Annotated in this window: 11 protein-coding genes; 9 read left to right on the top strand and 2 right to left on the bottom strand. The window is 60.5% G+C overall.

Annotated features, from left to right (window positions below):
• Nucleotide 1 precedes the first annotated feature (1 nt).
• The gene (locus tag ACYUCQ_RS02340) at nucleotides 2–1,360 is read right to left on the bottom strand and encodes an extracellular solute-binding protein (RefSeq protein ID WP_460252889.1); all 1,359 of its coding nucleotides are present in this window, start codon (nucleotides 1,358–1,360) and stop codon (nucleotides 2–4) included.
• 155 nt (nucleotides 1,361–1,515) lie between these two features.
• Between ACYUCQ_RS02340 and ACYUCQ_RS02335 the strand changes: the two genes are divergently transcribed.
• From ACYUCQ_RS02335 to purF, 5 genes are all read left to right on the top strand, one after another.
• On the top strand, nucleotides 1,516–2,031 hold the full coding sequence (locus tag ACYUCQ_RS02335) for an adenine phosphoribosyltransferase (protein ID WP_460252888.1): 516 nt from the start codon (nucleotides 1,516–1,518) through the stop codon (nucleotides 2,029–2,031).
• 15 nt (nucleotides 2,032–2,046) lie between these two features.
• Nucleotides 2,047–3,075: a hypothetical protein gene (locus ACYUCQ_RS02330; RefSeq protein ID WP_460252887.1), complete on the top strand. Its 1,029-nt coding sequence runs from the start codon at nucleotides 2,047–2,049 to the stop codon at nucleotides 3,073–3,075.
• A 20-nt stretch (nucleotides 3,076–3,095) separates the two neighbouring features.
• Nucleotides 3,096–4,493, top strand: a complete 1,398-nt coding sequence (radA, locus tag ACYUCQ_RS02325) for a DNA repair protein RadA (protein ID WP_460252886.1) — start codon at nucleotides 3,096–3,098, stop codon at nucleotides 4,491–4,493.
• 23 nt (nucleotides 4,494–4,516) lie between these two features.
• Nucleotides 4,517–5,152, top strand: coding sequence for a CvpA family protein (locus ACYUCQ_RS02320; protein ID WP_460252885.1), 636 nt, complete (start codon nucleotides 4,517–4,519; stop codon nucleotides 5,150–5,152).
• 121 nt (nucleotides 5,153–5,273) lie between these two features.
• On the top strand, nucleotides 5,274–6,782 hold the full coding sequence (gene purF / locus ACYUCQ_RS02315; RefSeq protein WP_460252884.1) for an amidophosphoribosyltransferase: 1,509 nt from the start codon (nucleotides 5,274–5,276) through the stop codon (nucleotides 6,780–6,782).
• A 226-nt stretch (nucleotides 6,783–7,008) separates the two neighbouring features.
• On the opposite strand, the gene ACYUCQ_RS02310 is transcribed toward purF, so the two are convergent.
• Nucleotides 7,009–8,259: an NRAMP family divalent metal transporter gene (locus ACYUCQ_RS02310; RefSeq protein WP_460252883.1), complete on the bottom strand. Its 1,251-nt coding sequence runs from the start codon at nucleotides 8,257–8,259 to the stop codon at nucleotides 7,009–7,011.
• Between the two features lie 737 nt (nucleotides 8,260–8,996).
• Between ACYUCQ_RS02310 and ACYUCQ_RS02305 the strand changes: the two genes are divergently transcribed.
• The 4 genes from ACYUCQ_RS02305 to rpmA all read left to right on the top strand — a co-directional run bounded on the left by ACYUCQ_RS02305 (nucleotide 8,997) and on the right by rpmA (nucleotide 12,351).
• Complete coding sequence (locus ACYUCQ_RS02305; RefSeq protein ID WP_460252882.1) at nucleotides 8,997–9,695, top strand: SGNH/GDSL hydrolase family protein; 699 nt, start codon at nucleotides 8,997–8,999, stop codon at nucleotides 9,693–9,695.
• A gap of 22 nt (nucleotides 9,696–9,717) precedes the next feature.
• Nucleotides 9,718–11,628, top strand: a complete 1,911-nt coding sequence (locus tag ACYUCQ_RS02300) for an acyltransferase family protein (protein ID WP_460252881.1) — start codon at nucleotides 9,718–9,720, stop codon at nucleotides 11,626–11,628.
• A 122-nt stretch (nucleotides 11,629–11,750) separates the two neighbouring features.
• Entirely contained in the window at nucleotides 11,751–12,065 is a 315-nt protein-coding gene (rplU, locus tag ACYUCQ_RS02295) for a 50S ribosomal protein L21 (RefSeq protein WP_460252880.1), read from the top strand.
• Nucleotides 12,066–12,081: 16 nt separating this feature from the next.
• Nucleotides 12,082–12,351 (top strand): 50S ribosomal protein L27, encoded by a 270-nt coding sequence (gene rpmA / locus ACYUCQ_RS02290; protein ID WP_460252879.1) that lies wholly within the window; start codon nucleotides 12,082–12,084, stop codon nucleotides 12,349–12,351.
• Nucleotides 12,352–12,410: the final 59 nt, after the last annotated feature.

The following is a 12,410-nucleotide window of genomic DNA, read 5'->3' as shown; positions in this document are numbered from 1 at the left end:
CTCAGCTATGGGCGGTGCGGGCGAATTGATCCACCACGGCTTGGCTGCGCTTATTGGCCTGGGCCAAGGCGGTTTGCGCCGAGGCCCCGTTTTGGATCGCGCGTTCCCATTCCTCTTCGATGATCACGCGCACTTCGGGCATGTTGCCCAGGCGGATGCCCGAGGAATAGGGCGTCACTTTGGTGCGGGTGAGTTGTTTGACCGCGAGATCGGCACCGGGGTTGTTGGCGTAGTAGCCTTGCTTGGTCATCAGCGCGTTGCCGGCCAGGGTGACCGGGATATAGCCGGTGGCTTCGCTCCAATGCGCGTCGTTTTCCGGTTTGCTGATGAAATTAAAGAACAGGGCGACGGCGCGATATTCGTCTTTGGTGCGGTGCGGGGCGGTCATTGGCCAGAAGGAGGCACCACCGATGATTGAGTTGATCGGTGATTTGATGATCGAGGGGTGGAACGGCAAATAATGATCGGCGAATTTGAATTTCGCACTTTGTTTGAGCTGGCCGTAAATGCCGGAACTATCGAAGGTGATGGCGGCATCGCCTGAATAGAAGATGGGGCTGGGCAGGCCATCGCGGCCCTCATATTTGAACAATCCCTCTTTTTGCATCGAGAGCAGGGTGCCGAGATTTTTCACAAATGGCGCGGTATCGAGTTTGAGGGTGGGTTTCGGGCCGCCGAAACCGTCATCGAGGGTGGCGAATTCGACGTCATGGATGGCGGCGAATTGTTCGAAATGCACCCAGGTCGGCCAGGAGGTCATGACCGGGATTTTGGCGGCTTTTTTGGCTTTGATCGCGCGGGCGGCGGCGATCACTTGATCCCAGGTGGCGAGTGGGGCTTTCGGGTCGAGCCCGGCGCGGACGAAGGCGTCTTCGTTGATCCACATCAGGGCGGTGGAGGAATTGAACGGGGCGGCGCCCATTTTGCCGCCGGCGACGCCGTAATAGCCGCGCACGGCGGGGATGTAGGTGCTGGCATTGACCGGCACGCCGGTCATTTCGCCGAGTTTCCAGACATCGACCACGGCGCGGCCGGCGCCGAGCATTTCGGCGGTGCCGACATCGAAAATCTGGGCGATTGAGGGGGCTTTGCCGGCGCGCCAGGCGGCGATGGTTTCGGTGAGGACTTGCGGATAGGTTCCTTTATAGACGGCATCAATGCGCGCCTCGGTCTGGCTGGCGTTGAACTTGTCCACCAGCCCTTGCAGCGTTTGGCCCAATTGCCCGCTCATGGCGTGCCAGAGGGTTGCGCTGGCCGGGGCGGCGGCGCGGGCCGTGGCGGCGAGGCTGGCATTGGCCAAGGCGGCGGTCGCCAAGGTTGCCGTAGCGGGGGCGGCGGCGAGTAAGGTGCGGCGTTTCATCTGTGCGTCTCCCTGTTGTGGAAAGCTCGATCTGTTACAGTTTCTTGATGACGTCTCTATGACACATCAATGAAGGCTTGATGACAAGTGGCAATCAGCATGGCAGGGAGTAGCGCGAGGTTTGCGCCCCGATCAGGCTCGGCTATAGGAGGCGAATGGACCTCAAGGATCATATTCGCGGTATTCCGGATTTTCCCAAGCCGGGTATCCTGTTTTACGATATTTCGACGCTGCTGCGTCATGCCGATGCGTGGCAGGTGGCCATGGGGCGGCTGGCCAAGCTGGTGCGCGCTTATCAGCCGGATGTGCTGGCCGGGGTGGAATCGCGCGGATTTTTGCTCGCGGCGCCGCTGGCGCTGAAGCTGGGCTGCGGGTTTATTATGCTGCGCAAGCGGGGGAAATTGCCGGGGCCGACGGTGGGGCATGATTATGCGTTGGAATATGGCACCGACCGGATTGAGGTGCAGGAAGATGCGGTGACGCCGGGGCAGCGCGTGGTGGTGGTTGATGATTTGCTGGCGACGGGCGGCACCATGGCGGCGGGGATTGCGTTGCTGCGCGGTATTGGTGCTGAGGTGCCGGCGGCGGTTGCGTTGATCGAGTTGAGCTTCCTCAAAGGGCGGGAGCGTCTTGATGTGCCATTCGATTCGTTGGTCCGCTACGATTCCTGATTTTATGTGCGCCCGATGATGCGTCGGCGGGAGATGTTGCAGGCGGTGGGGGCGCTGGCGTTGCTGGGTGGGGCGGCGCGGGCGGCTTCGGTGTTAACCGATATTATGATTGTGGCTGGCGGTCCGCCGGCGGGGCGGATTGATCGCTGGTCGCGCGCGGCGGCGCAGGCGCTGAGGGGGTCGCTCGCGCCGCATGGGGTGATCAGCACCGAGACGGTGGGCGGTGTTGATGGGGTGACGGCGGCGAATCGGGCGCAGAATTTGGTGGTGCCGAATGGGCGGACGGCGACGATGCTGCCGGGCACTACGGCGATTGCGTTTTTGACCAATGATCCTCGGGTGCAGTTTCAGCCGGATGATTTCGTGCCGGTGTTGGGCGGGTTGAGTCCGCTGGTGTTTGTGGTGCGCGGCGGGTTGCAACGGCTGAGCGCGCCGACGCCGCTGCGGGTGGCGGCGGCATCCCCTGAGAGTGGTGATTTGGCCGGGTTGCTCGCGATGGCGCGGCTCGGTGTGCCGGTGGCGCCGGTTTTTGGGCTGAATGGCACGCGCGCGAAGAGCCGGGCGTTCGCCGATGGGCAGGCCGATGCGCTGCTGTTGTTTGGTGAGGGGGTGATTGAGGATGTCGCACCGCTCACCGCGCAGGGGGGCATTGTGGTGTGTAGCTTGGCGTTGCCGGGGCCGGATGCCGGCGCGCAGGCGGCGTTTGGTCAGGTGCCGAGTTTGGAGGCATTGATTGCGGCGCGGGGCGGCTCGGCGCTGTCAAAGCCGTTGGATCAGGCTTATCGGGCGGTTGCGGCGGTTTGCGCGATCGATTTCATGTTGTTGCTGCCGCATTTGACCGCGCCGAGTGATATTGCGCTGTGGCGCTTTGCGGCGGGACGGGCGATTCATGATCCGGCGATGCAGGATGCGGCCTCGGCCAGTGATTTGACGCTGGTTTCGGGGATTGCGGCGGCGCAGGCGGTCGCACCGCTGGTGACCGGGCCGGATGCGCTGCTGGCGCTGAACCGGTTTTTGGCCAGCCAGTACGGTTGGCATCGATGATATTGCGAAATAATTGAGCGATGGCGCGCGTTGCTCCTCGGTTTGTTTGCTCGGAATGTGGCGCGGTGACCGCGAAATGGGTGGGGCGCTGCGAGGCCTGTAGCGCGTGGAATTCGCTGGTGGCGGAGGCGGCGAGCGCTGATGCACGACCGCGGCGGGTGAACCCGGCCCATCGGCTTGATTTTGTGGGATTGGCGGGCGAACAGGCGCTGCCGCCACGCCTGGCGCTGGGGATTGCCGAATTTGACCGGGTGCTGGGCGGCGGCATGGTCGAGGCTTCGGCGATTTTGGTCGGCGGTGATCCGGGGATCGGCAAATCGACCTTATTGCTGCAAGCGGCGGCGACGCTCGCCCGGGCGGGGCAGCGTGTTCTGTATATTTCCGGCGAGGAATCGGTGGGGCAAATCCGGCTGCGCGCCCAGCGGCTGGGGTTGAGTGATGCGCCGGTTAGCCTCGCGACGGCCACGGCATTGTCGGAAATTCTGGCGGCTTTGGAGGCGGAGCGCACGATTGCTTTGGTGATTATCGATTCGATCCAGACGATTTGGGATGAATCGATTGAGCAGGCGCCGGGCACGGTGACGCAGGTGCGTGCGAGCGCGTTTGCGCTGATCCGCGCGGCGAAACAGCGCGGTTTTGCGTTGATGCTGGTGGGCCATGTCACCAAGGAAGGCGGTTTGGCGGGGCCACGCGTGCTCGAACACATGGTCGATGTGGTGCTGCATTTCGAAGGTGATCGCGGTCATCAATTTCGGATTCTGCGCGGCGCAAAAAATCGGTTTGGCGCGACCGATGAGATCGGGGTGTTCGAGATGACCGGGGGTGGCTTGGCGGAGGTGGCTAATCCATCCGCGCTGTTTTTGGCGGAGCGGCATGGCAATGTTGCGGGATCGGCGGTGTTTGCCGGGTTGGAAGGCTCGCGCCCGGTATTGATGGAGGTGCAGGCGCTGCTGTCGGCGAATGGTGCGGGCTCGGCGCGGCGCTCGGTGATTGGCTGGGATGCGGGGCGGCTTTCGATGCTGCTCGCGGTGCTTGATGCGCGCTGCGGGCTGAAGCTCGGGGCGCAGGATGTGTATTTGAATATTGCCGGGGGGTTGAAGGTGAATGAGCCGGCGGCGGATCTGGCAGTGGCGGCGGCGTTGATTTCGGCGGCGGGCGGCGCGCCGACCGATGCCTCGATGGTGTTTTTTGGCGAAATTGGGCTTTCGGGTGAGTTGCGACCGGTGGCGCAGGCGGAATTGCGCTTGAAGGAGGCGGCGAAGCTTGGGTTTTCGCGGGCGGGGTTACCCCGGCGGATAGCGCGCGGAGATCGGGGCGCGCGGGTTCCCGATGGAATAACGCTTGCGGAATTTGGCCATCTCAGCGATTTGGTGGTTGCCATGAGCAGTGATAGTGGTACTGACGAGGGCAGGGGCTGAACCGTTATGAATGTATTAATGTCATGACTTGGGCGGATGGCATTGCGGTTGCCATTGTCTTGCTGTCCGGCTTGCTTGCGCTGGCGCGCGGTTTTGTGCGCGAGATTTTGGGCGTTTTCGCGTGGGTGACATCCGGGCTGGTGGCGCTCTCGGCCTATGGGGCGTTCGAGCCGTTCGTACTGCATTATGTTTCCAACCCGAAACTGGCCTTGCCGCTGACCATCGCCGCCGTGTTTCTGGTGGTTTTGATTATTTTGACCATTATTGTCAGTTTTATCGCCTCGCTGGTGCGCGACTCGGTGCTGTCCGGCTTGGACCGCACGCTGGGGTTGGTGTTTGGGCTGGTGCGCGGTGCTGCGATTGTGTGTTTGCTGTTGATATTCGTCTCGATTTTCTTGCAACCGGCGGAATGGCCGGCGGCGGTGATCAATGCGGAATTCTTGCCCGCCACGGAAACCGGGGCCAGCTTGTTGATTAGTGTGCTGCCCGCCCGGTTCCGGCCGGTTTTGGGCCATCCGCTGCCGAGCGATGCGGGTCAGCCGAAAACGGGCAAGGCGAACGCGGACAAGGCGAAAGCGGGTCAATCGACCGCGCCGGAGCAGCCAGCGGGCCATTCGTCCTCGGCTCCCGCCGGTGCCGCGTCCTCCGGAGCGATATAGCGAGGGGGCGCATCGCTGATCAGCGCGGCGGATAAGTCAGTTTTATGTCAAAGCGCTCGACAGGGGGCGGGCAAAGCCCTACATGCTGCCCATACCGATATCGGTAACCCAAGGCGGCGCAATGGACCTGATAAATTCTGCGGACCTGATAAATTCTGCTGATGTCGATGATGACAAGCTGGATGATGACAAGCTGCACGAAGAGTGCGGCGTGTTTGGTGTTTGGAATGTCGCGGATGCGGCGGCGATTACCGCACTCGGGTTGCATGCGTTGCAGCATCGTGGCCAGGAAGCCACCGGCATCGTGACCCATGACGGGTTGCGCTTTCATGCCCATAAGGGGCTTGGGTTGGTCGGGGATAATTACGGCGATGCGAAGGTGATGGCCGGGCTGCATGGCGCGCGGGCGATTGGGCATAATCGCTATGCGACGACCGGGGCGACCTTGCTGCGCAATGTGCAGCCGCTGTTCGCCGAGTTTGCCTTTGGCGGCTTTGCCGTTGGGCATAATGGCAATTTGACAAATGCCTATGCGCTCAAGCGCGCGCTGACCCGGCGCGGCTGCCTGTTTCAATCGACCACCGATTCTGAAGTCTTTGTGCATCTGATTGCGATCAGCCTGTATGCGACGGTGATTGACCGGTTGATTGATGCGCTCAAGCAGGTTGAGGGGGCGTATTCGCTGGTCGCGCTGTCTGATCATCTGCTGATTGGCTGCCGCGATCCGCTGGGCGTGCGCCCGCTGGTGCTGGGCCGCACCATCGGCGCGAATGGGGTTGATCCGGGTTGGGTGCTCGCCTCGGAGACTTGCGCGCTGGATATGGTTGGCGCGGAATTTGTCCGCGATGTCGAGCCGGGCGAGATTGTGGCGATCGATGCCAGTGGTGTGCGCAGCTACAAGCCATTTGCTGTGCAAAAATCGCGGTTTTGCGTGTTTGAATATATTTATTTTGCCCGGCCTGATTCGGTGATGGAGGGTAATTCGGTCTATGCGGCGCGCAAATTGATCGGCGCTGAATTGGCCCAGGAATCGCCGACCGAGGCCGATATTGTGGTGCCGGTGCCCGATTCGGGCGTTCCCGCCGCGATGGGCTATGCCGAGGCGAGCGGGTTGCCGTTCGAACTCGGGATTATTCGCAATCATTATGTCGGGCGCACCTTCATCGAGCCGACCGATCAGATCCGGCATTTGGGCGTGCGGCTGAAACATTCGGCCAACCGGGCGATCATCGAAGGGCGGCGGGTGATTTTGGTGGATGATTCGATTGTGCGGGGCACCACCTCATCGAAAATCGTGGAAATGGTGCGGGCGGCGGGCGCGCGCGAAGTGCATATGCGAATTTCCTCGCCGCCGACCACCCATTCCTGCTTTTATGGCATTGATACGCCCGAGCGGAGCAAATTGCTCGCGGCGCATAATGATGTTGCGGCGATGGCGAAATTGATCGGGGTGGATAGTCTCGCTTTTATCTCGATTGACGGGTTGTACCGGGCGCTGGGGCGGCATCGGCGGGACTCTGATGCGCCGGCTTTTTGTGATGCGTGCTTTACCGGCGATTATCCGATCCCGCTCTCGGACAGCGAGGGTAATGATTCGCGCCAGGCCTCGCTGCTTTCCGAATTCACCTGAGATTAAGTCCGTCATGGGCATTTATCAGTCGGCGAATTGGATGATCTTTTTGGGATGTCAGGGACGATAAGGACTTAAGGAAGGCTTCTTTTTTGAAAAAAAGAAGCAAAAAACTTTCGTGAGTTTATGGGCTGGCGGTTGGACCGGCACCGCACCCAAGGAGCAAAGTTTTTTTTGCTTCTTTTTTGTTCACAAAAAAGAAGAACCTTAATTGCTCTGTCCGACCTTAAAACAGGCCGGCGCCGGATAGGCCGCCATAGACGCCGAGGCCGGCGGTGAGGGTGGCGAGGAACAAAGTGAGCCATAGATACCAGCCGCGGAGGCGGATATTGGCGGGGAGGGCGCGCACGGCGAGGGCGATCAGAAAGCCCAGGACCAGCGGCAGCAGCAGGGCGTTCATGACTTCGACTGCGATGTTGAGAAACACCAGATCAGGCACGAAGGCCACTAACAGCGCGCCGGCGATCAGGCAGAACGCATAGACACCGTAGAACCATTTGGCTTGGGCGGGCCGGTCTTCGAGCGAGCGGCGATAGCCGGTGACTTCACCGAGGCCCCAGGCGAGGGCGAGGGAGGCGACGATGGCGGCGATCAAACCAGCGCCGAGCACGCCGATGCCGAACACTAATTTGCCAACGGTATCGCCGAGGAAGGGTGTCAGCGCGTGGGCGATGTCACCGACGCTGTTGAGATTGGCTTGATGATTGCGCAGCCCGATGGTGGCGGCGGCGGCGATCAAGACGGCGGCCATCACCAATTGGGTGACCACGGCACCGACGGCGGTATCCCAGCGGGCATATTTGAAATCGGCTGGGGTTAGTTTTTTGTCGGCGACGGCGGATTGTTGATAGAAAATCATCCAGGGCATGATCACCGCGCCGATATTGGCGGCGACCAGATAGAGATAGGCCGGATTGCCGAGCGCGGGTTGCAGCGCTTGGGCGGCCATGGCCTGCCCGTCCGGATGGGCGAGATAGGCGACGGCGAAAAACACAAATTCGAACAGGCCAAGGGCGATGGCGATGCGCTCGACGCGCCGATAGGAGCCGGTGAAGGCGACGATCAGGAGGAAGCCGGCGGCGAGGGTGACCGAGACCAGACGCGGCACCCCGTAGAGCGCGCCGACGCCGGCGACGCCGGAAAATTCGGTGAGCAGGGCGCCGATGGTGGCGACGGTGAGGCCCGCCGCCGAGAGCCAGGCCCAGCCCGCGCCAAACGTGTCACGGATCAGCTCGCCATGGCCCTTGCCGGTAAAGATGCCGAGCCGCACGGTGAGTTCCTGCACCACATAGAGGATTGGCATCAGCAGGAATTGCAGCACCAGCAGCCGGTAGCCCCAGGCGACGCCCGATTGGGCGGCGGTGATGATGCTGCCGACATCGGTATCGGCCAGCATGACGACGAGGCCAGGGCCGAACACCGCCAGGATGCGAACCCAAGAGGTGCGACGGGTGGTTTCGACGACGCTGGACTGCATTGAGGACTCCTGGTAATGCGAATGAGAACTATTCGCAATTGATGGGGATGTGAATACCGGACCTGTGCGGTCCTGTCAACAGAGGTTGAGGTCGATCGGGTGAGGCCGTTCGGGCGCGGATACAGGGGGGTAAAGGCAGGTGCGGCGCGTTGGGGCGGCGCGGAAAAATGGTGCGGACGGCGGGACTTGAACCCGCACTCTCATACGAGAAACAGATTTTCATACCACTTCGACTTTCGCCGCCGCCCTGGTGGGTTCCCGCTGGGGTTCCCGCTGGGCGTTCGTGGTCTGGACTATCCCTTCGCCATCGCTGAGCGTTGTGCGCTCGGCCTTAGGCGCCACCCGTCTAGTCTCTACACCTTCAAAGCCGGTGACCCTGGCTTTGCTTGGCTCGGGATTGGCTTGGGCCCGTAGGCCGGTAGCGTTCCCCGAATTTGGGCGGTTCTGCACCACGGATTTCCCCGTGGGCACTCCAATGTCAAAGTCTGCTGCGTCTACCGATTTCGCCACGTCCACACGGTATTGCGCTTACGCGCATGCCTCTGCACCTATTCGCTGTTTCATGCAATTCCCGCGCGCTGATTTTGCCCTGCTCGATGATCATGCCCTCCTCTCTGATGGTGCCAAACATTGTCGCTTGCTGCGCAAGTGCAATCGCGGCACGGCTGATGTCTGCCCATTCTCTTGCGGTGCTCGGCGATTCTGGCACAATGATTTAGGTCAATGGAGTGCCCCGCGTGCCGCGTTATGATGTTCGGTTAATTCTGCCCCTGCTAATTTCCCTGTCACTCACGAGCTGTGCTGTGCCCCGCCCGGCGGCGCACGCGGCGACGACGCTTGATCAAGCGGCGTTGATTGATGCGCATCAGGATTTCACCCAATCGCCGCGTCCGGGCTATGTGCTTGACGCCGACGCGGTTAATCGGCCTCCGACGGTGACCCCGACGGGTGTGATCATTATTGGTGATAGCATTATCACCGGCTGGTCGGGCTATGTGGCGCATATCTTTCCCAATGCGCTGATTAATGGCCGAGTCGGCCGGCAATTTTCCAGCGCGCTGCATATTTGGGCGATGATGCATGCGGACCATGAGACCGATGGCGTTGGATATGTGGTGGTGGAGCTGGGCACTAATGGCTATGTCGACCCGGCGCAGGTGGCGCAATTCATGTCGATGGTCGGGCATCGGCAGGTGTTTTTCGTGGTGCCGGTGGTGCCGCGCTCCTGGGAGCCGGAGGTGCAGAATTTATATTTCCAACTGCCGAGTCGCTATCCCAACGCGCATTTGGTGCGGTGGGATTTGCTGAGCGCGGATCATCCGAATTATTTCTGGTCGGATCATGTGCATCCGACTTGGGCGGGCATTCAAGTGATGGTTCACGCGATTGCGCAGGAGGTGGCCAAATATCCGCCGCCGGTGGATCGGGGCTATTGAGCGGGGTGCTGGGACGAATTTGATGGTCTACATCGATTATCTGCGGTTTTTATCGATTATCGCGGTTATATTTTTTCATCTGCACGAAAACATCACCTACCAAAGCCGATATTTTGCGGGCGGCTATGTTGGCGTCGATGTGTTTTTGTTTCTCTCCGGTTTTCTGATCACCCAGTCGCTCAGCCGGGTGCGCCAGGGGGGTTTGGGCGCGGGCAGTGCGGATTTTGTCAAGCGGCGGCTCGCGCGGATCATGGTGCCGACGATTGTGATCACGCTGCTGGTTGCGGGTTTTGCCGTGCTGAGCGGGATTGGCACCTGGCGTCCGGCTTTATGGTCGGTTGCGTTTGCCTATAATTTTTATCTGGTTGTTCGGCATATTCCGTATTTTCAGAATGATAGTATGCCGCATTTGTTCCTGGGGATGTGGTACCTGTCGCTGCTGGTGCAGCTTTATCTGCTGCATTTTTTGCTGCGGATTTTGTTTCGCCGCGACCGGTATTTTTTCGCTGCCATCGCGGTGATCGCGGCGATCATGCTGGCGGGGGCGGTGGTTTTGGTGCTGCGCGGTCATGCCAACCAGGCCTATGTGCTGCCTTGGCATGGATTTCCTTATTTGTGGGGCAGTTTATATGCCGGGTTTGAGCAGCGCGCATCTGACCGTGCATCTGACCGCGCTCCGGCCTGGCGCTATGATGCGCTCGGCTTGGGGGCGGTTTTGCTCCTGGCTTTGATCATGGTTTTTGGCCGGTATCATGATTATGTGATCTATTCGGTGGCGACCGCTGTATTGACGGGCCTGGTTTTGTTCAGCGCCAAGCGCAGCCGGTGGTTGTGCAGCATCAAGCCTAGTATCGGCAGCGTGATCGGCGAGATGTCGTTCTCGCTCTATTTGTGGAATGTGCCGGTGATCGCGGTGGTGCATCATTTTCTTTATGACGCGCCGCCTTTTGATCAGCTTGTGTTGGCGCTTTTGTTGATTTTTGCGCTGTCGCTGCTGACCTATCAATCAATCGAGGTCAGTTTGCAAAGGCTGGTGGCCAAGCAGCCACGGGTGATGCTGGGCGTGATGCCGGCTTTGGTGGCGAGCCTGCTGCTGTGTTTTGGCGCTTATGGCTGGTATCGCGCCGCGACCGGGCAGCAACAGGTGGCGCGGCTGGCCGGGCAAATCGATAATCTCAACGCCAAATCGAGCTATTTGACCGATCAATTGCGCAGCACCCGTGCTGCGCTGGCGGCGGATCAACGCGCGATTGCGGCGCATCAGGCACGGCAGGCGGCGCGGACGCAAGCGAAAATCGCGGCGGCGCAGGCGCGGCGCAAAAGCTTGCTGACCTGGGTGCCGGAGCCGCGCAAGAACTATGTTTATTTCGATAATCGGCGGATTGCGCAGAACCCGCTCTATCCGGACAAGAAAGTGTTGTTTTTGACCGATTCGATTCTGCTCGGCTGGTCGGGTTATGTGCTGCATGAGGTGCCGGATGGGTATTTGGATGGCCATGTGGGCCGTTCTTTCGTGCGCAGCATCGGGATCATCGCGGCGCTGAAGGAGAAAAAATTTTATCATAATATCAAATATATCGTGATCGAACTTGGCAGTAATGGGCCGGTTGATCGCGCCAATCTGGTGCAGTTTTTGGCGCTGGTGGGGCAGCGCCAGGTGTTGTTGATCATTCCGGCGGTGCCGCGCCCGTGGCAGAGCGAGGTGGCGCGGCAATATCGCTGGGCGCAGGCCCATGACCCGAATGTGCATGTGCTGGCGTGGAACCGGCTGAGTGCGGGCAAGGTTAATTATGTGGTTGCCGATCAGGTGCATTTGACCTGGTTTGGGGTGCAGCCTTTGATGTTTGCGATTTTGCGAAAGCTGTACGCGCTCGGCTACACCACGCCGCCAGCCTATACCGCGCAAGCAGCCCAGCCTTCGCATGCGGGCTGAGGGTGATGATTGACTTGGGGCGTTGGCCCGCCCTATACGCTGCGTATCGCGAGTCCGCTTGGCCTCGCGCGTTTTGTTTTGGCTGATCCGTCAGCCGCTTTCGAGAGAATTGGACCAAATCGATGTTCGCAGTGATCCGCACCGGCGGCAAACAATATCGCGTCGCACCGGAAATGGTGCTCAAGGTCGAGAAGCTGGAGGCTGAGGCGGGTAGCACAGTCACCTTTACCGATATTCTCGCGATGGGCAGTGAGGCCGGGATTGTGCTTGGCAAGCCGGTGGTTGAGGGCGCTTCGGTGACCGCGACCGTGATTGCCCAGGATCGTCTCGATAAGGTGATCATTTTCAAGAAGCGCCGCCGGCAGAATAGCCGCCGCAAGAATGGTCATCGCCAGCACGTGACTGTGCTGCGCGTCGCATCGATCAACGCCGCCTGAATCGGAGGATTGTTTCATGGCACATAAGAAAGCAGGCGGTTCATCGCGCAACGGGCGCGATTCCGCGGGTCGCCGTTTGGGCGTCAAGAAGTCCGGTGGGCAGGAAGTGGTTGCCGGCAACATCATTATTCGCCAGCGCGGCACCAAGGTGCATCCGGGCCGCAATGTTGGCCTTGGCCGCGACCACACGATTTTCGCGCTGGTTGATGGTCATGTGAAATTTGATCGCCGGGCCGAGGGCCGGGTGCATGTTTCGGTTGACGCGCACCAAATCGCTGCCGAATAATCGTTCCGTCCGGCACGCGCCAGAAGGCCGGCCCGTGCCGGCCTTTTTTGTTGTAGTCC

This window comes from Acidiphilium sp. MT5 (assembly GCF_054767495.1).
The sequence above is the reverse complement of the archived record's forward strand: the minus strand, read 5'-3'. Positions and strand labels throughout refer to the sequence as shown.